The sequence below is a fragment of the Streptomyces sp. NPDC090442 genome (genome assembly GCF_044769405.1).
Taxonomy (GTDB): Bacteria; Actinomycetota; Actinomycetes; order Streptomycetales; family Streptomycetaceae; genus Streptomyces.
Map to the genome: position 1 here is coordinate 71,046 of NZ_JBIVXW010000017.1, position 23,020 is coordinate 94,065.

Here is a 23,020-nt window from a genome sequence, read left to right on the forward strand (position 1 = left end):
CGCGTGGGCGATTTGTCGCAATGCGCACGGAAGGGGTATGTGGCCGGATCGCAGATCTCCGCGACCCGGTGGACCACGTCGCGGTCCGCCCCGCCGTAAGGCGTAAAGACCCGGGGAAAGGACCTCTCCCAAACCCCTCCAGCCTCCCCGGCAACCCGCCACCCACACGGGTGACATGCGTCAACTGGGCTGGATTTCAGTCGGGTTGGGCGGCATATGCTCACCGCGACAGCTGCGACCCCGCAGACATGCTTCGGCCCCCGGCCGGGACTGCCATCCCGAACGAGGGCCTAACCAACTAAGGAAGAAAACACCTTCCCCGTGGCTCTCCAGAACCCTAGCGTGCCCTCGCACCCCGCGTCCCGTGTTCCCGCGACGACTCCCTCGTCCGGTGTCATTCACGCCAACTCCCGTCACACCAGCCACTTCACGGTGGTCGGGAATCACCTCGCCCAGCACCGTGGACTGTCGCTCGTCGCGATCGGGCTGGCCCTTCACATCCAGTCGCTGCCCGCCGGGTCGCGCATCGGCATCAAGTGTCTGACCGCCCGCTTCCCCGAGAGCGAGGCACGGATCGCCTCCGCGCTGCGGGAGTTGGAGGCAGCCGGATACCTCAAGCGCACGCGGGAGCGGCTGCCGAGCGGGCGGGTGGTGACGCGCACGGTGTCGTACAACAAGCCGGGGGCGGCGCCCCACCCCGGGGCCCGTCCCGTCCGACGGGCCCCGGGGCCGGCACGGGAACACGAGGCGAAGCCGACGCCGCAACCCGAACCGACGCCGAAACCCGAACCGGCACCGCAACCGGCACGTGCACCGCTTCCCGCGCCAAGCCGCCCCAGCCCGGACGGGACCCGCCTGGCCCACCGCATCCTGGTGGAACTGCGGCGCGACGATCCGCAACTGCTGCTCTCCGAACGGGACGTGGCGCGCCTCACCCCGGCCGTGGCCACCTGGCTCGAACGCGAGGCGCCGCCCGACGCCGTACGCCGCACCCTCGCGGCCGATCTGCCGCCCGCCCTCCGCAATCCGGCGGCCTTCCTCGCCCATCGCCTCACGGCGCTGCTGCCCCCGTCCCTCCCGGCCGCCGCCCCGGCACCCCGCCCAGACCCCCTCCAGACCTGCGACGGGTGCGAACGGGCCTTCCGTGCGCCGAGACCGGGGCTGTGCCGCGACTGTCGCCCCCACCTCAAGGAGGCTGCTTAGCATGAACGTGACGACCCTTGCCCCTGGGCACAGACGAGGAGCGCGGGAACGGGCGCGGTCTAAGGACTTCGTCTACGGCGAAGACGTCACCATCGCCGAGTGGACGATCTCTACGGACGGCCTGCCCCGTCACCCGTAACACACCACGGCCTAGGGCCACCGTTGGTGACGACCGTCGCCCCCAGGGCCGGTGCCACCGTCGGGCGGGCCGTGCGGCAGGTGCCCGAGGTGCGTAGGGCGGCGCCGATCCGCTCGGCGTCGGCGGCGTCGGCGGCCAGGAACGCGGTGGTCGGGCCGGAGCCGGAGACCAGGGCCGCGAGGGCGCCGGCGTCGGTGCCGGCGGCGAGGGTGGCGGCCAGCGCCGGCCGCAGCGAGACCGCCGCCGCCTGGAGGTCGTTGCTCAACGCCCCGGCCAGGGCGGTGGCGTCGCCGGTGCGCAGGGCGTCCAGCAGGGCCGGGGCGGGCTCCGGGTCGGGGACGTCGGCGGTGGTCGCGCCGAGGCCCGCGGTGTCCCGCAGCCGGTCGCACTCCTTGTAGACGGCGGGGGTGGACAGGCCGCCGTCGGCGACCGCGAAGACCCAGTGGAAGGTGCCGCCGACGGGGAGGGGCTCCAACAGCTCACCGCGGCCGCGGCCCAGCGCCGCGCCGCCGACCAGGCTGAACGGCACGTCGCTGCCCAACTCCGCGCAGATGGCGAGGAGTTCGTCCCGGGTGGCGCCGGTGCCCCACAGGGCGTCGCAGGCCAGCAGGGCGCCGGCGGCGTCCGCGCTGCCGCCGGCCATGCCGCCGGCGACCGGGATGTCCTTGGCGATGTGGAGGTGGACGTGCGGCTCCAGGCCGTGGCGGGCGGCCAGCGCGCGGGCGGCGCGGGCGGCGAGGTTGGAGTCGTCGAGGGGGACCTGGGCGGCGTCGGGGCCGGTGCAGGTGAGGGTGAGGGCGTCGGCGGGGGTGGCCGTGACCTCGTCGTGGAGGCCGACGGCGAGGAAGACGTTGGCCAGGTCGTGGAAGCCGTCGGGACGGCGGCCGCCGACCGCGAGCTGGACGTTGACCTTGGCGGGGACGCGGACGGTGACGGAGGCGGCGACGCGGGTCATCGGGTGGCCTCCTGGTCCGCGGCCGGGACCTTGTGCTCGGCGATGGCGATGAAGGACTCGATGGTCAGGGACTCGCCGCGGGCCTGCGGGGAGACACCGGCGGCGACCAGCGCGGCCTCGGCCGCCTGCGCCGAGCCCGCCCAGCCGGCGAGGGCGGCCCGCAGCGTCTTGCGGCGCTGGGCGAACGCGGCGTCGACGACGGCGAAGACCTTCTCGCGGGAGACGCGGGAGGGCAGCGGCTCGGCCCGGCGGACGAGCGAGACCAGGCCGGACTCGACGTTGGGGGCGGGCCAGAAGACGTTGCGGCCGATGGCGCCGGCCCGCTTGACCTCGGCGTACCAGTTGGCCTTGACCGAGGGGACGCCGTAGACCTTGTTGCCGGGGCCGGCGGCGAGCCGGTCGGCGACCTCCGCCTGGACCATGACCAGGGTCCGCTCGATGGTCGGGAACCGCTCCAGCATGTGCAGCAGGACGGGGACCGCGACGTTGTAGGGGAGGTTGGCGACCAGCGCGGTGGGCGCCGGGCCGGGCAACTCGGTGACGTGCAGGGCGTCCTGGTGGACCAGCGCGAAGCGGTCGGCGCGCCCGGGCAGCCGGGCCTCGACGGTGGCGGGCAGGGCCGCGGCGAGGACGTCGTCGATCTCGACGGCGGTGACCCGGTCGGCGACCTCCAGCAGGGCCAGGGTCAGCGAGCCGAGGCCCGGGCCGACCTCGACGACCACGTCGTCGGGGCGGACGTCGGCGGTCTTCACGATCCGGCGGACGGTGTTGGCATCGATGACGAAGTTCTGGCCGCGCTGCTTGGTCGGGCGTACGCCCAGCGCTGCGGCCAGTTCCCGGACATCGGCGGGGCCCAGCAGGGGGCCGGATTCGTCGGTGGTCTTGCGCTCGCTCACCCGTGCAGCTTACGGCCGCAGACCGGCCAGGGGCTCGCACCCCTGGTGACGTAGAGCTTCTTGGCCCGGTAGGTCTGCTCCTGGGCGGGGGCGTCCTGGGGGCGTCCCGCGCCGCCGAGCCGGTGCCAGGTGGGGACGTCGAACTGGTAGAGGCCGCCGTAGGTGCCGGTGGCGTCGACGGCGTTTGGCCGGCCGCCGGCCTCGCACCGGGCGAGCTCGCCCCAGGCCAGGCCGTCGGCGCCGCCCACCGAGGTGGGCAGGGCCGCGGTGCCGACGCGGACGATCTGCGGGCGGGGCTCCGTGACGGTCTCGACCGCCACCTTCCGGGGCTTGCGGCGGACCCCGTTGACGGTCTCCAGGCGGTAGGTGACCTGCCGCAGCCCGGGCACGCCGGGGCGGACCACCTCCTCGGTGCCGCGGGTCAGGTGCGGGTCGGGCCGCTTGACGGTGCGGAACGGGACGGGCTCCTCGCGGACCTCGGTGGTGCCGCTGATCCGCAGCACGGAGACGGTCTGGCCCTCGCGCGGGAAGCTGTCCGGCGGCACCGAGGTGGTGTCCTGGTCACGCAGCGCCAGGCCGCTCTGGGCGAGGGCCTCGCGGACGGTGGCGGCGGTGGTGCGGACCCGGTGCTCGCGGCCGTCGGCGTGGAAGACCACGGTGCGTTCGGTGCGGACCGCCAGCTCCAGGCCGTGCCGGCCGATGGGCTGGGAACGGGAGGCGGAGAGGTAGGCGCCCTCGGCGCGGACGCCGAGCTGGTGCAGCGCCCCCTCGACGGTGTCGGCGGTGGTCCACACCCGGTGTTGGTGCCCGTCGAGGGTGAGTTGGACGGGCCGGCCGTGCCGGACCACGACCTCCTCGCCGCTGGCGAGGCCGGCGTCGGCGGTGGGGGCGACGATGTCGTGCGGGCCGACGGCGAGGTCCTGGTCGGCGAGGAGCCCGTCGACGTCGTCGGCGAAGGTGTGCAGGGTGCGGGGGTGACCGTCGACGCTGAGCTTGACGGCCTTGTCGTGGGCGACGAACGCGGTGGTGCCGCCGGCGAGGAAGGCGACGACCAGGGCGCGGGGCACCAGCCGGCGGAGGCGCTCGGGCGCGTCGACGGCGGGGCGTCGGCGGTGGCCGCCGCGTCCGGTGCGGTGTCCGCTCTGCGAAGGACTCAACGCTCCACCTGCCACGGGTGTCGTCCGGTAACCGGTCAAGCGCGGAATGTAGCGGAGCGGGGGCGGCGGGCCCAACTCGCGCGGGGGTGGCGCGAGTCGGGCCGCGGGGGTCAGTAGTCGAACGCGCGGGCGGTGTTCTCGGCGATGGCCGAGGCCAGCGCGTCCTCGGTCATGCCCTTGACCTCGGCCATGGCGCGCAGGGTGTGCGGGATGAGGTAGGGCGCGTTGGCCCGTCCGCGGTACGGCGCGGGGGTGAGGAAGGGCGCGTCGGTCTCGACGAGGACGAGCTCGGGCGGGGCCACGGCGAGGGCGTCGCGCAGCGGTTGGGCGTTCTTGAAGGTGACGTTGCCGGCGAAGGACATGAAGTAGCCGGCCTCGGCGCAGGTCCTGGCCATCGCGGCGTCGCCGGAGTAGCAGTGGAAGACGACCCGGTCGGGCGCGCCCTCCTCGCGCAGGATCCGCAGCACGTCGTCGTGGGCCTCGCGGTCGTGGATGACCAGGGCCTTGCCACGCCGCTTGGCGATCTCGATGTGGGCGCGGAAGGAACGCTGTTGGGCCGCGACGCCCTCGGGGCCGGTGCGGAAGTAGTCCAGGCCGGTCTCGCCGACGCCGCGGACCTCGGGGCGGGCGGCGAGCGCGTCGATCTCGCCCAGCGCGTCGTCGAGGGCGGCGTCGCCCCCGGCGTTCCTGGCCCCCTGCCGCGACCAGCCCGCCCGTCGCCCACCACCACCCTTGCCGGAGTCGCTTCGCGACGCTGCTTCGATGGGGTCGCCGAGCACGATGCGCGGGGCCTCGTTGGGGTGGAGGGCGACGGCGGCGTGCACCCGCTCGTGGGCGGCGGCGGTGTCCGCGGCCCAGCGGGAGCCGTTCACGTCGCAGCCGACCTGGACGAGGGTGGTGACGCCGACGGACGCGGCCCTGGCGAGGGCCTCCTCGACCGTCGTCTCCTGCATGTCCAGGTGGGTATGGGAGTCCGCGACCGGCACCCGGAGCGGTTCCGGCAGCGGCGGCGGGGTGTCTTTGTCCTGCGGAGCCATGGCCGCGATCCTACGAGGACCGCGGCCGGCGCCTCACTTGCGGTGGTGCTGGAAGGGGTGCAGCAGGTCGGCGAGGTGCCAGCGGTGCCGCTCGGGGTCGGCGGTGCTGCCGGTACCGCCGTCGTCCGCGCGGGGACCGGCCTCCTCGTGGTGGGTGGCCTTCCGGTGATGCGGACGCTCGTGCAGGTGCGCGATCGCGTCGGACACCATCGAGACCTGCCCGGAGCGCATGATGCGGACGACGTGGCCGCCGCAGTTGAGGCAGGTGGGATGGGTCAGGGGGGACGGCACCCGCTCGCCGTCCGCGTAGTAGACGGCGTGCGTGACGCCCTTGGGGTCCACCTGGTGCTCGATCTCGTATGCCTGCTCCCAGCCGTGGCCGCAGCTCATGCAGCAGAAGGCGTAGGCCTCGTGGGCGGCCGGCTCGGGCCGTCGGGGCGGGGGCGGGAAGGGAGTTGCGGATGCCGCGCCGGAAGCGCCGCCGGTGGTCTTGGTGATGTCGCTCATGTGCGCTCCTCTTGTCCGCTGGACAAGCTCTCCGGGGACCGAACGTCCCGGTTCCCAGGGAACGCCTTTCGCGGCGGGAGCGCAGCCGACCTGGCACCTATTGGCCCAGATTTGGCAGCTCGTAGGACAAACGCACCAGATCCCGGGTGATCGCTTTACCTTCGATGCCGGCCATTTACCTTCCGTGCGGTCGCATTAGGCCCGTGAGCTGGGCTTTTATGCTCTCCCGAGCGTGCTCACGCTCAGCCGGGCAGGCCGGGCCCGGAATTCTTTGCCCCCTCCTTGGTCGCGGCCTTGGTCGCGTTCTTGGCCGCCACCACGGCGTCGAAGACCTCCCGCTTGGGCAGCCCGGCGTCCGCCGCCACCGCCGCGATCGCCTCCTTGCGACGCTCCCCGGCCTCCTCCCGGATCCGCACCCGGCGCACCAGCTCCTCGGCGTCCAGCTCCCCCGGCCCGCTCTCGGGGGCGCCCTCGACGACGATGGTGATCTCCCCGCGGACGCCCTCGGCGGCCCAGGTCGCCAGCTCGCCCAGCCCGCCGCGCTTGACCTCCTCGTAGGTCTTGGTCAGCTCGCGGCAGACCGCGGCGCGGCGGTCGGCGCCGAAGACCTCGGTCATCGCGGCGAGGGTGTCGTCCAGGCGGTGCGGGGCCTCGAAGTAGACCAGGGTGCGGCGCTCGCCCTCGACCTCGCGGAGCCGGGAGAGCCGCTCCCCCGCCTTGCGCGGCAGGAAGCCCTCGAAGCAGAACCGGTCCACCGGCAGCCCGGACACCGCGAGCGCGGTGAGCACCGCGCTCGGGCCGGGCACCGCGGTGACCTTCACCCCGCGCTCGACGGCGGCGGCGACCAGCCGGTAGCCGGGGTCGGAGACCGACGGCATGCCGGCGTCGGTGACCAGCAGCACCCGCGCCCCGCCGGCCAGCGCCTCCGCCAACTCCGGTGTGCGGGCCGCCTCGTTGCCCTCGAAGTACGACACGACCCGGCCGGCCGGCACCACGTCCAGGGCCTGGGTGAGCCGGCGCAGCCGCCGGGTGTCCTCGGCGGCGATCACGTCGGCGGCGGCCAGTTCGGCGGCGAGCCGCGGCGGGGCGTCCGCCACGTCGCCGATGGGCGTCCCTGCAAGTACCAGCGTTCCAGTCACCTCCCCATCCTCCCAGCCCGCCGCCGGTGCCCTCGCGGGCCCGTGCCGGTGACGCGCGGCACCGGCCCGCGGCGCGGGCCACCCGCCTCCGGAACCGCTTCCCTACGATGGGCCGGGTGACGAGTGACACCACCGCGACGCACGCGGCCGCCCCGCACACCCCGGAGCCGACCGACCGGCCCCCGGTGTGGCAGCGGCGCCTGCGCCGGTTCGGATACGCCGGCCGCCCGTCGGCCGACATCCGGACGCGGCTGGTGGCGCCGTTCCCCGAACCGGACGGGCGGGTGTGGGCGCTGCTCGGCGCCGGCCCGAACCTCACGTCCCGGCTGGCCCGTTGGTCGGGCTGGATCGGGCCGCTGCTGGTGACCGCGTTCGCGGGCGTGCTGACGTTCTGGAACCTCGGCAGCCCGCGGAAGGTGATATTCGACGAGACGTACTACCCCAAGGACGCCTGGTCGCTCCTCCAGTACGGCTACGAGGGCACCTGGGCGAAGAACGCCAACGACGCCCTGCTGGCCCACCCAACGCAGATCCTGCTCTCGCCGGAGCACTCGTACGTCGTCCACCCCCCGATGGGCAAGTGGCTGATCGCGCTGGGCGAGTGGGCGTTCGGGATGAACCCCTTCGGCTGGCGGTTCATGACCGCGCTGCTCGGCACGCTGTCGGTGCTGCTGGTCTGCCGGATCGGGCGGCGGCTGCTGCGCTCGACGGCGCTGGGGTGCCTGGCCGGCGCCCTGCTGGCGGTGGACGGGCTGCACTTCGTGATGAGCCGCACCGCGCTGCTGGACCTGATCGTGATGTTCTGGGTGCTGGCCGGCTTCGGCTGTCTGCTGGTGGACCGGGACCGCACCCGGGCCCGGCTGGCGGCGGCGCTGCCCGACGGCCCCGAAGGTCTGGCCCGGCCGGACGGCGAGATCGGCGGCCGGCTGCGGCTGGGCTGGCGGCCCTGGCGGATCGCGGCCGGGCTGTGCCTGGGGCTGTCCGCGGCGACGAAGTGGAACGGCCTGTACTTCCTGGCCGCGTTCGCCCTGATGTCGGTGCTGTGGGACATGGGGGCGCGGCGCACGGCCGGGGCCCGGCGCCCGTTCCGTGCGGTGCTGCGGTGCGACGCGCTGCCCGCGTTCGTCTCCACCGTCGTCGTGGCCCTCGCCACCTACCTCGCGTCCTGGACCGGCTGGATCGTCACCAAGGGCGGCTACTACCGGGACTGGGCCACCTCCCCCGAGGGCCAGCACGGCTCCTTCACCTGGCTCCCGGACTGGCTGCGCAGCCTGTGGCACTACCAGACCGAGGTCTACGCCTTCCACACCGGACTGACCACGCCGCACACCTACCAGTCCAACCCCTGGAGCTGGCTGGTCCTGGGCCGCCCGGTCTCGTACTTCTACGAGGACCCCAAGGCCGGACAGGACGGCTGCACCGCCGCCGAGGGCTGCGCCCGCGAGGTGCTGGCGCTGGGCACCCCGCTGCTGTGGTGGGCGGCCTGCTTCGCGCTGCTGTACGTGCTGTGGCGGTGGCTGTTCCGGCGGGACTGGCGGGCCGGGGCGATCGCCTGCGGCGTCGCGGCCGGCTACCTGCCGTGGTTCCTCTACCAGGAACGGACCATCTTCCTCTTCTACGCCGTGGTCTTCGTGCCGTTCCTGTGCCTGGCGCTGGCGATGATGATCGGCGCGCTCGTCGGGCCGCCGCGCGCCGACGAGCGGCGCCGCACCCTCGGCGCGGTCGGCGCCGGCGTCCTGGTGCTGCTGATCGTCTGGAACTTCATCTACTTCTATCCGCTCTACACGGGCCTGCCGATCCCGAAGAGCGCCTGGCACGACCGGATGTGGTTCGACAGCTGGGTCTGAGCGGCCGGCCGGGCCCGGCCCCTCGTCGTGACGAAACCGTCACGACGGTTCGACGGTGTGTCACCGGACCGTGCCCTGATCGAGACTCACCGCTTGCCCGTGTCCCTTAGAGTGCGAGGGGCGTTCTTGGGTGCGTACCTAAGGACCTCAAGCTCCTGGGAGGGGATCGTTGGCATGCGCCGCGAGGTGAAGTACGGGCTGATCGGCGGGTCGGTGGCCCTGGTGGTGGGAGTGGTCGGCGGCTTCACGCTGTTCGGCGGCTCGGACGGGGCGTCGCCCCAGGCCGTCCGGTCCGCCGATGCCAAATCGGGCGACGGCGCCTCGGTGCCGACCGGCCCCCTGACCGCCAAGGAAGTCAACACCACGGCCCAGGCGTTCCTGACGGCCTGGCAGTCCGGCGACGCCGCGAAGGCCGCCGCGCTGACCGACGCCCCCGACGCCGCCCGCACCGCGCTCGCCTCCTTCGCCCAGCAGGCGAAGTTCACCAAGGTGACGCTGAAGCCGGGCACCCCGACCGGCGACAAGGTGCCGTACACGGTCGGCGCGCAGATCTCCTTCAAGTCCGTGCAGACCCCCTTCTCGTACGGCAGCGCGGTGACCCTCAAGCGCGACAAGGCCACCGGCAAGCCGCAGGTCACCTGGCAGCCGTCCGCGCTCTACCCGGGCCTGGCCAAGGGTGACGAGCTGCGCACCGGCGAGGCCGAGGCGCCGCCGATCAAGGCGGTGGACCGCAACGGCACCGAGCTGACCGCCAAGGACCACCCGACGCTGTCCGCGGTGCTGGACAGCCTGCGCACCAAGTACGGCACGAAGACCGACGGCAAGCCCGGCGTGGAGCTCTACATCCACCGCGCCAAGGCCGCCAACAGCAACCAGCAGCAGCCCGACAAGACCCTCAAGGTGCTCTCCCAGGGCACCCCGGGCACCCTGAAGACCACGCTGGACGCCACGTTGCAGGCCGCCGCCGAGAACGCCGTCAAGGGCAAGAAGTCGGCGTCCGTCGCGGCGGTGAAGCCCAGCACCGGCGAGATCCTGGCGTTCGCCAACTCCCCCGCGAACGGCTTCAACGTCGCCACCCAGGGATCGATGGCGCCCGGCTCGACGATGAAGATCGTCACCGCGGCGATGCTGATGGACAAGGGCCTGACGGCGCCGGACAAGAAGGACCCCTGCCCGCAGTTCGTCACCGTCGGCGGCTGGAAGTTCCAGAACCTCAACAAGTCCGAGATCCCGGACGGCACCTTCGCGCAGAGCTTCGCCGCGTCCTGCAACAACGCCTTCATCGGCCACGCCAAGGACCTCGGCGACGACGACCTGACCAAGGAGGCCCGGGACGTCTTCGGCCTCGGGCTGAACTGGGCCACCGGCATCCCGACCTTCGACGGCACCGTCCCGGTGCAGCACGACGCGCAGATGGCGGCCTCCCTGATCGGCCAGGGCGGCGTCCGGATGAACCCGCTGAACATGGCCTCGGTCGCCGCCACCGCCCAGTCCGGCACCTTCCGCCAGCCGTTCATCGTCGCCCAGTCGCTGGACAACCGGGCGTTCGCCAAGGCGGCGCGCACCATGAAGCCGGACACCGCCTCCAACCTCAAGTCGCTGATGAAGCTGACCGCGACGTCCGGGACGGGCGCCGAGGCGATGCAGGGCCTCAGCGGCGACGTCGGCGCCAAGACCGGTTCCGCCGAGGTCGACAACCAGGACAAGCCCAACGCCTGGTTCGCCGCCTACCGCAACGACCTGGCGGCCGCCGCGGTCGTCCCGGCCAGCGGCCACGGCGGCACCAACGCGGGCCCGCTGGTCCGCGCCCTGCTCGCCGCCAACTGACGCCCTTGGACACCCCGTTGCCCGGGGTGTCCACCGGCCGGAACCCGTTCGCATGGCCCGTACAGCCTTCGTTAGCGTGCGGGCCATGAGTGATTTCGCAACCGGTACCGAGACCGCACCGCCCGCCGCCGTCGGCGACGCCCACCCGCGCTTGGCGGGAGCACTCGCCCACGTCCGCGAGCAGACCGCGTGACCCCGCTGGTCGTCGCGGCCGTCCTGCTGGCCGCCGTGACCCACGCCAGTTGGAACGCCCTGGCCCACGGCATACGCGACCAACTCCTGGCCTTCACCCTCGTCGGCGGCGGGGGCACGCTCTGCGGCGCGCTCCTGGCCTGCTTCACCCCGCTGCCGGCGGCCGCCGCCTGGCCCTACCTGCTCGCCTCCTCCGTGCTGCACGTCGTCTACCAGGCGCTGCTGATGCAGTCCTTCCGGATGGGCGACTTCGGCCAGATGTATCCGATCGCCCGGGGCACCGCGCCCCTCGTCGTCACCGTCCTCGCCGCGGTCTTCGTCCACGAGATACCCGGCGGCTGGGCCCTGGCCGGCGTCGCACTGGCCTCGACGGGGCTGGTGGGGCTGGCCCTCTGGGGCATCCGCGGCGCCGGCTCCCGCCCCCACTGGCCGGCGATCATCGCCGCTCTGGCCACCGGCCTGTCCATCGCCTCCTACACCACCGTCGACGGCCTGGGCGTCCGCGCCTCCGGCAGCGCGCTCGGCTACATCGCCTGGCTGATGATCCTCGAAGGAGTGGCCATCCCCGCCTACGCACTGGCCACCCGGCGCGGCCGACTCGCCGCCGAACTACGGCCGTTCGCCCTGCGCGGCCTGCTCGGCGGCCTGCTGTCGGTCTTCGCCTACGGACTCGTGCTGTGGGCCCAGACCCGCGCACCGCTGGCCCCCATCGCGGCGTTGCGCGAGTCGTCGATCATCGTCGGCGCCGTGATCGGGACGCTCTTCTTCAAGGAGCGGTTCGGTCTGCCGAGGATTGCGGCGGCGGGGGTGATGGTGGTGGGGATCGGCCTGATGCTCGCCGGCTGACCCCGGGGGTTTTCCCACGTTGTCGGCGCCCCCCGCCGCGGGGGTTTCTGCTTCCGCCTTCGGCGGAGGGGGTGTTGGGGCGGGGCCCTGGGTTCGTCGTGGTGGCGGGGTTCAACTGCCCTTGAGGGCCTGGCGCAGTTCGGGGTTGGCGGGGAGGATGCCGCCGTCTACGGGGAGGGTGATGCCGGTGACCCAGGAGGCGTCGGGGGAGGCGAGGTAGGCGACGGCGGCGGCGATGTCGTCGGGACGGCCGACCCGGCCCAGGGGGTAGACGGCGGCGGCGCGGGTCAACTTCTCCTCGCGGCCCGCCCAGTTGGGGGTGTCGACGGTGCCCGGGGCGATGAGGTTGACGCGGACGCCGCGGGGAGCCGCGTGGCCGGAGAGGGTGCGGGTCAGGCTGGCCAGGCCGGCCTTGGCGGCGCTGTAGGCGTGGTTGCCGAAGTCCTGGACGCCGTTCACCGAACCGATGTTGACGATCGAGCCGCGGCCCTCGGCGGCCACCAGGTGCGGCAGCGCGGCCCGGGAGCAGCGCATCGCGCCGGTCAGGGTGAGGTCGAGGTCGGCGGCCCACTCGTCGTCCGGGGTGTCCTCGAAGAGCGGGGCGTCGGGATGGCAGCCGAAGGCGTTGTTGACCAGGGTGTCCAGGCCCCCGAACCGCTCCACGACGTACTCGACGGCCGCCTCCACGGCCCTCCGGTCCCCGACGTCGCAGGCCCGCCCCTCGGCCACACCGCCGTCCGCCCGGATGCCCCGCGCGACCCGTTCCGCCCGCTCCCCGTCGATGTCGGTCACCACCACCCGCGCCCCCTCGCGCGCCACCCGCCGGGCCGCGGCCTCCCCGATCCCCCGCCCGGCCCCCGTAACCAGCACCCGGTATCCCTCAAGTCGCCTCATGGGCTGGTACTTACCCGGACGGGAGCCCGCTTCCCCTTCACCCCCACGGGGGCGGGGACCCGCAACGCGCGGAAAGAGAATCCCCGACGGCGGGTCAGCCGAAGACGGCCGCCAGCGCGCGCACCAGCGCCTGCGCCCGCGGGTCGGCGGTCACGTTCCGCTGCATCCCGTTCGTCACGTAGCCGAAGGCGACCCCGCTCTCCGGGTCGGCGAAGGCGAGCGCGCCGCCGCGGCCGGGGTGGCCGAACGAGCCGGGGCCGAGCAGCGGGGACGCCGGGCCGTGCAGCATGAAGCCCAGGCCGAAGCGGGTGTTGACCAGGAGCGTGCGGTCCGGGCCGGCGGACTCCTCGGTGCGGGCGAGGGTCAGCGTCGCCGGCGCGAAGAGCCGCGGGTGGCCGTCGACCGGCCCGATCAGCGCGGCGTACGCGCGGGCCAGGGCGGGCGCCGTGGCGATGCCGGCCGAGGCGGGCAGCTCCGCCGCCCGGTACGCGTCGGAGTTCTCGTCGGGCGCCGGGGATATCGCGCGAAAGGCGCGGTTGGTGAGGGAGTCGGGGTCGGCGTACGCGTCGGAGACCGCCTTCTTGGGGCGGACCCGCAGGCCGGCGGCGGCCGGGCGGGGCGGGGCCTCCACGGGGGCGAGGCGACCGACGCGGGGGCGGGCCGCCTCGGGGAGGCCGATCCACAGGTCGAGGCCGAGCGGCCCGGCTATCTCGTCGGCGACCCAGGCGCCGAGGGTGCGGCCGGTGACCCGCAGCACCAGTTCGCCCAGCAGCCAGCTGTAGGTCTGGGCGTGGTAGCCGTGGTCGGTGCCGGGCGTCCAGGCGGGGGCCTGCGCGGCGAGGGCGGCCGGGCCGCTGGTGCCGTCGACGGCCTGGGCGGGGGTGAGCGGGGTGTCCAGGACGGGCAGGCCCGCGCGGTGCGCGAGGAGGTGGCGGACCAGGACGCGGTCCTTGCCGGCGGCCTTGAACTCGGGCCAGTACGTGCCGACCGGGGCGTCCAGGTCGAGTTGGCCGCGCTGGTGCAGCAGCAGCGGGACGGTGGCGGCGATGCCCTTGGTGGCGGAGCGGACGATCTGGGCGGTGCCGGGCGCCCAGGGGGCGGCCTGGGAGGCGTCGGGATCGGCGTCGCCGTCCTTGGTGCCGGCCCAGAGGTCGACGACCCTGCGGCCGTCCCGGTAAACGGTGACGGCCGCCCCGCGCTCGCCGCGCTCGGCGAAGTTCGCTGCGAAGGCGTCCCGGACCGGCTCGAAGCCGTCCGCGACCGTGCCCTGGACGTCCACCACTGTTCCCGTTTCCCGTTCTTCCGCCGCGTGAGGTGACCCATCAATGGTGCAACGCCGGGATCCATGCTCATGACCAGGGGCACCACCAGGGCCACGGGCCGTGGCGTTCCTCACACTTGGGCGCGGGCGGGCCCCAAGCGCCGTCGGATCCGGTCCGGCAACGCCCTTGACTGTTGTGCCCCGCTCCCCCACCCTCCGGCCATGGCAGCCCAGGAAGCACCCCAGGCTCCGCGCGCGAGGTTCGTGCCGTGCGGGGGCGAGAGCTGGCGCGCCCCGTGGGAGGGGTACGCGGCGCTGCGGGACACCGAGCCCGCGCACCATGTCGCGGACGGCGACTACTGGGTGCTCTCCCGGTACGCGGACGTGCTCGCCGCCGCCCGGGACACCGCGCGGTTCTCCTCCGCCGCCGGCCTGACCTTCACCTACGGCGAGCGGGAGCGGCTCGGCATCACCGACGCGGCGCCGCTGGTGATGCTGGACCCGCCGGAGCACACCGACTTCCGGCGGCTGCTGACCCGCGGCTACACCCCGCGGCGGGTGGCCGCCATCGAGCCGGACGTGCGGGCCTTCGTCCGGGAGCGGCTGGACCGCATCGCCGACCGGCCCGGCGGCTGCGACATCGTCGCGGAGCTCTTCAAGCCGCTGCCCAGCTTCGTCGTCGGCCGCTATCTGGGCGTGCCACAGGCGGACCGGGCCCGCTTCGACGCCTGGACGCACGCCATCGTGGAGGCCACCGCGCTCGGCTCGCCGCTGGCCGCGGCCGCGGCGGTGGGCGAACTGCTGGGCTACTTCGCGGAGTTGGTGGAGCGGCGGCGCGCCGAGCCGGCCGACGACACCGTCTCCGACCTGGTGCGACTACTGCCGCCGGGCGACGACGCGGCGCTGCTGCGCATCCTCGGCTTCGCCTTCACCATGGTCGCCGGCGGCAACGACACCACCACCGGCCTGCTGGGCGGCGCCGCCGAGCTGCTGACCGCCCACCCGGACCAGCGCCGCGCCCTGCTCGACGCCCCGGCCCGGCTGCCGGCGGCCGTCGAGGAGCTGCTGCGGCTGACGTCCCCGGTCCAGTGCCTGGCACGGACGGTCACCGCCGACACGGTGCTGCACGGCCGCACCGTCCCGGCCGGCCGTAAGGTGCTGCTGCTGTACGGGGCCGCCAACCGCGACCCGCGGGCGTTCGGCCCGGACGCGGACCGGCTGGACCTCACCCGGGACGGCCCCCAGCACCTGGCCTTCGCGCACGGCCCGCACCACTGCCTGGGCGCGGCCGCGGCCCGCCTGGTGGCCCGGGTGGCGCTGGCCGAACTGCTGGGCCGTTTCCCGGACTTCGCGGTGGACGCGGCCGCCGGCACCTTCGCGCAGGGCCACTATGTGCGGCGGTACGCCTCGCTGCCGTTCGTCCCGGGCCGGAGGTGACCGGTTTCGGTCACGGGTGACGCGGGGTGAGCGCGGCGGGGTGGCCGAACGGGCCGAGTTGCCGCCCGCTCCCGGCGCCGAAACCATGGGGGACGTGAGCGATGCACCCGAGGCCGGCGTCCCGCGTGGCCGGCTGCGCCGCGTTCCGACCGGGCCGGGCCGCCCGCCCGGTTCGTACCTGCGCTTCCCGCACCTCCACGGCGACCTGCTGTGTTTCGCCGCCGAGGACGACCTGTGGCTGGCGCCGATCACGCCGGAGGGCGAGGAGCCGGGCCGGGCCTGGCGACTGACCGTGGACCGGACCCGGGTCGGCCACCCGCGGTTCTCCCCCGACGGCGCGCAGATCGCCTTCACCAGCTGGCGCAGCCTGGACCCGGAGGTCCATCTGGTGCCGGTGGCCGGCGGGCCGGCGCGGCGGCTGACGTACTGGGGCAGCACCGACGCCCGGGTCTGCGGCTGGACGCCGCCGGACGGCGAGGGCCAGGCGCAGATCCTCGCGGTCTCCTCGCACGGCCAGCCGTTCTCGTACTACTCGTGGGCGTACTGCCTGCCGACCGAGGGCGGCCCCGGTGGGCAACTCCCCTGGGGGCCGGTCGCCGATATCGCGCTGGCCGATCTCGACGGGGAGCGCCGCACCCTGCTGCTGACCGGCAAGCCGCCGCACGAGCCGGCGTCCTGGAAGCGCTACCGCGGCGGGGCGACGGGCCGGATGTGGCTGCACGGCACCCGGCTGCTGCCGGACCTGCACGGGCATCTGGACTCGGTGATGTTCACCGGCGGCCGGATCGCCTTCCTCTCCGACCACGAGGGCGTCGGCAACGTCTACTCCTGCCTCCCGGACGGCACCGACCTGCGCCGGCACAGCGACCACCCGGACTTCTACGCCCGGCACGCCTCGACGGACGGGGCGCGGATCGTCTACCAGTGCGCCGGCGACCTGTGGCTGATCGACGACCTGTCCCCGGGCGCGGCGCCGCGGAAGCTGGCGGTGCGGCTGGGCGGGCCGCGGGCCGGCCGCCGCACGTACCAGGTGCCGACCGCCTCGCACGTCACCGGCCTGGCGGTGGACGCCACCGGGCGGGCCAGCGCGGTCGGGGTGCGCGGCAGCCTGTACTGGCTCACCCACCGCGACGGGCCGGCCCGGACCATCCACGACACCCCGGGCGTGCGGGTGCGGCTGCCGGTGATGCTGGGCGCGACCGGCCGGATCGCGTATGTGACGGACGCCGAGGGCGACGACGCCGTCGAGGTCGCCGACCTGCCGCGGGCCAGCGGTCCGGGCACCCCGCGCCGGCTGGCGGCCGGGGCGCTGGGCCGGGTCCACGAGCTGGTCTCCGCGCCGGACGGGGCGCGGCTGGCGGTGGCCACGCACGACGGGCGGCTGCTGCTGGTGGACGCCGGGGAGCCGGCGGATGAGGCCGACGGCGGGGCGGTGGGCGGGCCGCCCGCGGTGGTCACCGAGCTGACCCGCTCCGGCAACGGCCCGGTCCGCGACCTGGCGTTCTCCCCCGATTCCCGCTGGCTGACCTGGTCGCACCCGGGCATCGGCCGGACGCTGCGGCGGATCAGCATGGCCCGACTGTCCGACGGGCACGTCGTGGACGTCACCAACGGCCGCTTCGAGGACGAGCAGCCGGTGTTCACCCGGGACGGCCGCTATCTCGCCTTCCTGTCCTGGCGGGGCTTCGACCCGGTCTACGACGTGCACACCGGCGACCTGTCGTTCCCGTTGGGCTGCCGCCCCTACCTCGTCCCGCTGTCGTCGGCGACGCCGTCCCCGTTCGCGCTGTCCCCGGAGGGGCGGCCGGCGGCCGGCGGGCTGGACCCGGACGAGAACCCGGTGCCGAGCGGCGAGGGCCCGGTGCTGGTGGAGGTGGAGGGGCTGGCCAACCGGGTCACGCCGTTCCCGGTCGCGGCGTCCAAGTACTCCTCGCTGCGGCCGGTCAGCGGCGGCGGGCTGGTGTGGCTGCGCTGGCCGATCTCCGGCGCGCTGGGCGAGACCTTCGCCAACCCGGCCGACACCTCCGGCCGTCCCACCCTGGAGCACTTCGACCTGACGAAGGCGCGGCGCACCGAACTCACCAGCTCCCTGGACGGGTTCGCGCTCAGCGGCGACGGCACCCGGCTGGTCGTCAATGACGAGGGCGAGCTGCGCGCGGTGCCGGCGAACGAGCTGGCGGACGGCGACACCACGGTCCATCTGGACCTGCGGCGGATCCTGCACGACGTGGATCCGGGGGCGGAGTGGCGGCAGGCGTTCGACGAGGCGGGCCGGATCGTCCGGGCGTACTTCTGGGACCCGAAGCTGTGCGGGATCGACTGGGAGGACGTGCTGGCGCAGTACCGGCCGCTGCTCGAACGGGTCGCCAGCCCCGACGAGTTCGCCGATCTGCTGCGCGAGGTGCTGGGCGAGCTGGGCACCTCGCACGCCTATGTCGCCGGGTCCCGGCGCAACGAGGGGCCGCCGCACTACCAGCGCCCGATCGGCCTGCTGGGCGCCAACTTCACCTACCGGGACGGGCGTTGGGTGGTCAAGCGGATCCTGCCCGGCGAGTCCTCGGACTCCAAGGCCCGCTCGCCGCTGGCCGGCACCGGCATCCGGGAGGGCAGCGCGCTCACCCATGTCGACGGGCGGCCGGTGGACCCGGTGGCCGGCCCGTTCCCGCTGCTGGGCGCGGCCGGCGGCACCACCGTCGAGCTGACCTTCGCGCCGCCGGAGACGGACGGGAACGGCAACGGGCACGCCCGCCGGGTCGCGGTGGTCCCGCTGATCGACGAGCGCCCGCTGCGCTACCAGGACTGGGTGGCCAAACGGCGGGCGGTGGTGCGGGAGTTGAGCGACGGCCGGTGCGGCTACCTCCACATCCCGGACATGGGCGGCTCGGGCTGGGCGCAGTTCAACCGCGACCTGCGGCGGGAGATGGCGATGCCGGCGCTGATCGTGGACGTCCGCGGCAACGCCGGCGGCAACATCTCCGAGCTGGTCATCGAGAAGCTGACCCGGGCGATCATGGGCTGGGACCTGACCCGGGACGCCGAGCCGGTGTCGTACACCAGCAACGCGCCGCGCGGCCCGGTGGTCGCGGTGGCCGACGAGATGACCTCCTCCGACGGCGACATGATCACCGCGGCGTTCAAGCTGCAGGGCATCGGCCCGGTGGTCGGCACCCGGACCTGGGGCGGGGTGGTCGGCATGACCGGCCGGCACCGGCTCGCGGACGGCACCACGATCACCGTCCCGATGAACGCCGCGTGGTTCCGCCTCTACGGCTGGGGCGTGGAGAACCACGGCGTGGAGGTCGACATCGAGGCGCTGCGCTCCCCGCTGCACTGGGCGGAGGGCCGGCACCCCACGCTGGGCGTCGCGGTGCGCACCGCGCTGGAGTTGCTGGACCGCCATCCCGCGGCGAACCCGCCGGACCTGTCGGACGTCCCGGACCGCCGCCGCCCCCCGCTCCCGCCGCGCGCCGACGGCTGAGACCCCAAGGCGCCCCAAGGGTGCCCCAACGAGATCGCCCCGCCGGCCAGTTGGCGGCAGTTGGTATACCGAAAATCACGTCGACAACGTCGAAGGGGCGCACCCGGTGCTCCGGATGCGCCCCTTCTTGACGACGAACGACCCCCGTTGAAGGACGTCGAACGCCCGTCAGTGCGGCGGGCGTTGGCGCGTCAGCTCTCGAAGCGGTCCTCGACGTCGTCCAGGCTCCGCTGGCCGCGCTCGCGGGACTGCTGGCCGCGCTCCTGTGCCTGCCGGCCACGCTCCTGACCCTGCTGCCGGCCGCGCTCCTGGCCCTGCTGGGCACGTCGCTTGGCCTCGTCCTTGAGCTGCTGCGCCTTGTCCTTGAACTGGTCTTCGATGCCCATGCTGTTCACTCCTGTGGGGGTGTGGGGAATCGGGCTCGACCAGCGTGACACGAACCGACATTGGTCGCATTTCGATCACAATCGGACACTTTCCGTGTGCGGCCCGGGCCCGCACGGGGCGACCACCGGGCCCGCACCCGCGGCGCGTTACCCGCTCAGCCGGGCCTTCTCGTCCGCCTCGCCGCCCGCGCCGACCAGTCCGGGCCGGAACCCGTCGAGCCGGTCCCCGAACCGCCGCATCTCGCGCTGCCCCACCGTCCCGATGAGCGAGGGGAGATGGCCGCGCACCGCCTGCATCCCGCGCAGCCACCACTGCCCGTAGACGTGCGCGGAGCGGCGCTCGACGCCGTCGGCGATCCGGTCCACGGCCGGGCCCAGCGGATAGGTCTTGTTGGACGGCCAGGGAAGTCGGGCGCGCAACTCCCGCATGATGTCCTCCCGGTCGGCGCCGCGCACCATGTCGGTGTCGGTCCAGCTCAGATAGCCGACCCCGACCCGGACCCCTTGGTGGCCGACCTCGGCGCGCAGGCTGTGCGCAAACGCCTCCACGCCCGACTTGGAGGCGCAGTACGCGCTCATCATCGGCGCCGGCGTGAGCGCGGCGAGCGAGGCGATCTGGAGGAAGTAGCCACGGGACTCGATCAGTACCGGCAGGAACGCCCGCGCGGTGACCGCGCTGCCGATCAGGTTGACCTCGATGACCCGCCGCCAGGCCACCGGGTCGGAGTCCACGAACGGTCCGCCGGTCGCCACCCCGGCGTTGGCGACCACCGCGTCGACCTTCCCGAAGCGGAGCTTGACCTCCTTGGCGATCCGGGACAGCGCCTCGTGGTCGGTGACGTCGGCGTACCAGTGGTGCGCCGGGCCGTGCAACGAGGCGGCGACCTCGCGCAGTTCGTCGGGCTCCAGGCCGACCAGCGCCAGGGTCGCCCCGCGCGCCGACAGCTTCCGCGCCAGCAGCGCCCCGACACCGCGCGCCGCGCCGGTGACGACCACGACCTGCCCGTCCAGCTTGCTCCCGTTCACGCCGCCTCCTCCTTCTTCTCGTTCTTCTCGTTCTTCTCGTTCTTCTGCCGCTGCGGGGTGGGTCGTTGGCCCTCGGGGGCGGGGGCCGCGGCCAGATGGTCGCGGGCCAGCTCCCGCAGCCGGCCGGCGACCGCGTCCGGGTCCTCGACGGGGGTCATGTGGCCGAGCCCGGGCAGCGCGGTCAGCCCCGCGCACTGCGGGAGGACCGAGGCCAGCCGCCGGGCGTGCACGAACGGGGTGAGCCGGTCCGCGGTGCCCGCCAGGACCGCGGTCGGCAGCTCCAACCGGGAGACATCGCGGGTGAGTTGGAGCCCGTAGAGCACGTGCCCCCAACGGGCACGGACCCGCGGCGGGCAGGCGTGCACCATCCGGGCGCACGCCTCGATCTGCTCGGCGCTCGCCCCGGGGCCCAACGTGACGTATCGCAGGGCCGCCTTGGCGACCGGGGTGATCGGGCCGAGCGGGGCGCGGGAGCCCAGCAGCAGCCGGTGCGCCAGGCGCCGGCCGCCGGGGGTGGGCAGCGGGAACACCCGGCACTCGGCGGGCAGATCGGCGCAGCCGGTGCTGCACAGCAGGGCGGCCGCGGCCCGTGCGCGCAGCTCCGGCCGCTCGGCGGCGGCCATGATCGTCATCCCGCCCATGGAGTGCCCGCCGACGACGGCCCGTTCGCCGGGCTCCAGGGCCTGTTCCAGGACGGCGACCAGGTCGTCGGCGAGCTGGCGGGTGCCGTAGCCGGCGGGCGGGACGGCCGGGCTGCGGCCGTGGCCCCGCTGGTCGTAGAGCACCACCTTGTGGGTGTCGGACAGCTCCCGGACGACCGGGGCCCAGAAGGCGGTTGAGCAGGTCCAGCCGTGCGCCAGGACCACCGCCGGGGCCCCTTCCGGGCCGTGCACCTCGGCGTGGAGCCGGGAGCCGTCGGCGGAGGTGACCTCCAGGGCCCGGCGGGGGGCGGGCGGGGCGTAGCGCCCGCGGGTGGCGTGTGCCGGACGGGTCATGCCGCCACCTCCTCGGTCGGCGCGGTGGTGCGGGCGGCGGCCGGGGTCGGTGCGCCGTCCGGCGCGCCGCGCGGGGGCCGGATCACCTCGTACTCGGCGAGGTCCACCTGCCGGGTCTCCCGCCGGAACTCGGCGGTGGTGCCCGGCCAGGCGGTGGTGTTCCGCCCGTTGGCGTCCAGGTACCAGCTGTCGCAGCCGCCGGTGTTCCACACCGTGCGCGCCATCCGCCGCTGGACGGTGCGGGTCCACTCGTCCACGGCGGACCGCCGGGCGTCCAGGGCGATCCGGTCGCCGAGCACGTCGAGTTGGCGCAGGTAGTCGACGAGGTAGGTCAACTGCGACTCGATCATCAGGATCATCGAGCTGTTCCCGAGGCCGGTGTTGGGCCCGATGATGGTGAGGAAGTTGGGGAAGCCGGCCGCGCTGCTGCCGCGCAGCGCCTCCATGCCGTCCTTCCACTCCTCGGCGAGGGTGGTGCCGCGGGCCCCGACGACCCGCTGGGCGATCGGCATGTCGGTGACGTGGAAGCCGGTCCCGAAGACGATCGCGTCCGCCTCGACCTCGCTGCCGTCCGACGCGACCAGGACGTTGCCGCGGATCTCGCGCAGCCCGGAGGTGACCACGTCGACGTTGGGCTTGACCAGCGCCGGGTACCAGGTGTTGGACAGCAGGATCCGCTTGCAGCCGATGCGGTAGTCGGGCGTCAGCCGGGCCCGCAGCGCCGGGTCCTTGATCGCCTTGTGCATGTGGGACTTCGCCAGCCGCTCGACCAGCCCCAGCTCGCCGGGCCGCTTGGTGAACGCGCTGACCTGCAACTCCCGGATGCTCCAGAGCAGTTGGCGGCGGAGCTGACGGGTGGCGGGAACCCTGGTGTGCAGCCACCGCTCCACCCCGCTGATCGGCCGGTCGGCGCGCGGCATCACCCACGGCGGGGTGCGCTGGAACACCGTCAGCCGCCCGACCCGCGGCTGGATCGCCGGCACGATCTGGATGGCGGAGGCACCGGTGCCGACCATCGCGACCCGCTTGCCCCGCAGGTCGTAGTCGTGGTCCCAGCGCGCGGAGTGGAAGACCTTGCCGGGGAAGTCCGCCAGCCCCGGGATGTCGGGGATCTGCGGGTCGGAGAGCGGCCCGGTGGCCGACACCACCACATCGGCGGTGTACGCCCCCTGGACGGTGTCGATCTCCCACCACAACTCCGCGCCGTTCCACCGCAGTTGGCGCACCTCGGCGTCGAAGCGGAGGTGTGGCCGCAGCCCGAAGATGTCCGCCACCCGCTCCAAGTAGGCGCGGATGTGCGGCTGTCCGCTGAAGTTGCGCGGCCACTGCGGATTGGGCGCGAACGAGAACGAGTACAGGTGCGAGGGCACGTCGCAGGCGCACCCCGGATAGCTGTTGTCGCGCCAGGTACCGCCCACCGAGTCCGCCCGCTCCAGGACCACGAAGTCGGTGATCCCCGCGCGCCGCAGCCGCACCGCGGCCCCCAGGCCGCCGAATCCCGATCCGATCACCGCCACCCGCACATGCCGCCGCCCGTCGTCGGCCATGCCGCCACCTCCCGTGTCGACGCTCCACCGTCCCCCAACCGCGCCAGCAATCACTGGCGCGATTGGCACGGTTGGAGCGTAAGGCAGTCCCGTACTGAGCGGTAGGGGTCGGGCGGCAGGAAGTTACCTCCGGTCACCCCCGGCCCTCGGGGGCGCCGCCCCGCTTAGGCTGGGCCCGTGGCAGACCAGGCGGCAGCACCTCCCCCCGAGCATGCGCACCCCCATGCCCGCAAGGACGACATACCTCCTGA

The 23,020-nt window shown here is 74.1% G+C and carries 18 protein-coding genes and 1 pseudogene; 7 read left to right on the forward strand and 12 right to left on the reverse strand.

The window, feature by feature from the left end; translation table 11 throughout:
* Positions 1-342: 342 nt before the first annotated feature.
* Positions 343-1,203 (forward strand): helix-turn-helix domain-containing protein, encoded by an 861-nt coding sequence (locus ACIQU6_RS14710; RefSeq protein WP_403481980.1) that lies wholly within the window; start codon positions 343-345, stop codon positions 1,201-1,203.
* Between the two features lie 52 nt (positions 1,204-1,255).
* Positions 1,256-1,342, forward strand: a pseudogene (locus tag ACIQU6_RS14715) (Uma2 family endonuclease); the annotation flags it as partial.
* Here the strand turns inward: ACIQU6_RS14715 and ACIQU6_RS14720 are convergent.
* The 6 genes from ACIQU6_RS14720 to rsmI form a co-directional block, all read right to left on the reverse strand.
* The gene (locus tag ACIQU6_RS14720) at positions 1,314-2,297 is read right to left on the reverse strand and encodes a 4-(cytidine 5'-diphospho)-2-C-methyl-D-erythritol kinase (RefSeq protein ID WP_403481981.1); all 984 of its coding nucleotides are present in this window, start codon (positions 2,295-2,297) and stop codon (positions 1,314-1,316) included. The pseudogene ACIQU6_RS14715 and the gene ACIQU6_RS14720 overlap by 29 nt on opposite strands.
* Positions 2,294-3,193: a 16S rRNA (adenine(1518)-N(6)/adenine(1519)-N(6))-dimethyltransferase RsmA gene (gene rsmA / locus ACIQU6_RS14725; RefSeq protein WP_403481982.1), complete on the reverse strand. Its 900-nt coding sequence runs from the start codon at positions 3,191-3,193 to the stop codon at positions 2,294-2,296. Before rsmA ends, ACIQU6_RS14720 begins: the two co-directional genes overlap by 4 nt.
* Entirely contained in the window at positions 3,190-4,425 is a 1,236-nt protein-coding gene (locus tag ACIQU6_RS14730; RefSeq protein WP_403481983.1) for a ubiquitin-like domain-containing protein, read from the reverse strand. The genes rsmA and ACIQU6_RS14730 overlap by 4 nt, the downstream gene beginning before the upstream one ends.
* Positions 4,426-4,460: 35 nt before the next feature.
* Positions 4,461-5,387, reverse strand: a complete 927-nt coding sequence (locus ACIQU6_RS14735) for a TatD family hydrolase (protein ID WP_403481984.1) — start codon at positions 5,385-5,387, stop codon at positions 4,461-4,463.
* A 33-nt stretch (positions 5,388-5,420) separates the two neighbouring features.
* Positions 5,421-5,894 (reverse strand): hypothetical protein, encoded by a 474-nt coding sequence (locus ACIQU6_RS14740; RefSeq protein ID WP_403481985.1) that lies wholly within the window; start codon positions 5,892-5,894, stop codon positions 5,421-5,423.
* A gap of 242 nt (positions 5,895-6,136) precedes the next feature.
* Positions 6,137-7,033 carry a 16S rRNA (cytidine(1402)-2'-O)-methyltransferase gene (gene rsmI, locus ACIQU6_RS14745; protein ID WP_403481986.1) on the reverse strand — a complete coding sequence of 299 codons (897 nt, stop codon included), beginning with the start codon at positions 7,031-7,033 and terminating at the stop codon, positions 6,137-6,139.
* A gap of 107 nt (positions 7,034-7,140) precedes the next feature.
* Between rsmI and ACIQU6_RS14750 the strand changes: the two genes are divergently transcribed.
* The 3 genes from ACIQU6_RS14750 to ACIQU6_RS14760 all read left to right on the forward strand — a co-directional run bounded on the left by ACIQU6_RS14750 (position 7,141) and on the right by ACIQU6_RS14760 (position 11,745).
* The gene (locus tag ACIQU6_RS14750) at positions 7,141-8,880 is read left to right on the forward strand and encodes a dolichyl-phosphate-mannose--protein mannosyltransferase (protein WP_403481987.1); all 1,740 of its coding nucleotides are present in this window, start codon (positions 7,141-7,143) and stop codon (positions 8,878-8,880) included.
* 174 nt (positions 8,881-9,054) lie between these two features.
* Positions 9,055-10,707 carry a penicillin-binding transpeptidase domain-containing protein gene (locus ACIQU6_RS14755; RefSeq protein ID WP_403481988.1) on the forward strand — a complete coding sequence of 551 codons (1,653 nt, stop codon included), beginning with the start codon at positions 9,055-9,057 and terminating at the stop codon, positions 10,705-10,707.
* 189 nt (positions 10,708-10,896) lie between these two features.
* A complete protein-coding gene (locus tag ACIQU6_RS14760; protein ID WP_403481989.1) occupies positions 10,897-11,745 on the forward strand; it encodes an EamA family transporter in 849 nt (282 codons plus the stop codon).
* A gap of 111 nt (positions 11,746-11,856) precedes the next feature.
* Here the strand turns inward: ACIQU6_RS14760 and ACIQU6_RS14765 are convergent, their stop codons facing one another.
* Together ACIQU6_RS14765 and ACIQU6_RS14770 are read right to left on the reverse strand one after the other, a co-directional pair.
* Entirely contained in the window at positions 11,857-12,639 is a 783-nt protein-coding gene (locus tag ACIQU6_RS14765) for an SDR family NAD(P)-dependent oxidoreductase (RefSeq protein WP_403481990.1), read from the reverse strand.
* A 94-nt stretch (positions 12,640-12,733) separates the two neighbouring features.
* Positions 12,734-13,921, reverse strand: a complete 1,188-nt coding sequence (locus tag ACIQU6_RS14770) for a serine hydrolase domain-containing protein (RefSeq protein WP_403481991.1) — start codon at positions 13,919-13,921, stop codon at positions 12,734-12,736.
* Positions 13,922-14,122: 201 nt separating this feature from the next.
* Between ACIQU6_RS14770 and ACIQU6_RS14775 the strand changes: the two genes are divergently transcribed.
* A complete protein-coding gene (locus ACIQU6_RS14775) occupies positions 14,123-15,337 on the forward strand; it encodes a cytochrome P450 (RefSeq protein WP_403481992.1) in 1,215 nt (404 codons plus the stop codon).
* A gap of 133 nt (positions 15,338-15,470) precedes the next feature.
* Positions 15,471-18,815: a S41 family peptidase gene (locus tag ACIQU6_RS14780; RefSeq protein ID WP_403482044.1), complete on the forward strand. Its 3,345-nt coding sequence runs from the start codon at positions 15,471-15,473 to the stop codon at positions 18,813-18,815.
* A 191-nt stretch (positions 18,816-19,006) separates the two neighbouring features.
* Here the strand turns inward: ACIQU6_RS14780 and ACIQU6_RS14785 are convergent, their stop codons facing one another.
* From ACIQU6_RS14785 to ACIQU6_RS14800, 4 genes are all read right to left on the reverse strand, one after another.
* Positions 19,007-19,201: a hypothetical protein gene (locus ACIQU6_RS14785; RefSeq protein WP_403481993.1), complete on the reverse strand. Its 195-nt coding sequence runs from the start codon at positions 19,199-19,201 to the stop codon at positions 19,007-19,009.
* A 147-nt stretch (positions 19,202-19,348) separates the two neighbouring features.
* Positions 19,349-20,227 carry an SDR family oxidoreductase gene (locus ACIQU6_RS14790; protein ID WP_403481994.1) on the reverse strand — a complete coding sequence of 293 codons (879 nt, stop codon included), beginning with the start codon at positions 20,225-20,227 and terminating at the stop codon, positions 19,349-19,351.
* Positions 20,224-21,222, reverse strand: coding sequence for an alpha/beta fold hydrolase (locus tag ACIQU6_RS14795; protein WP_403481995.1), 999 nt, complete (start codon positions 21,220-21,222; stop codon positions 20,224-20,226). Before ACIQU6_RS14795 ends, ACIQU6_RS14790 begins: the two co-directional genes overlap by 4 nt.
* Positions 21,219-22,769 carry a flavin-containing monooxygenase gene (locus ACIQU6_RS14800; RefSeq protein WP_403481996.1) on the reverse strand — a complete coding sequence of 517 codons (1,551 nt, stop codon included), beginning with the start codon at positions 22,767-22,769 and terminating at the stop codon, positions 21,219-21,221. The genes ACIQU6_RS14795 and ACIQU6_RS14800 overlap by 4 nt, the downstream gene beginning before the upstream one ends.
* Positions 22,770-23,020 lie beyond the last annotated feature (251 nt).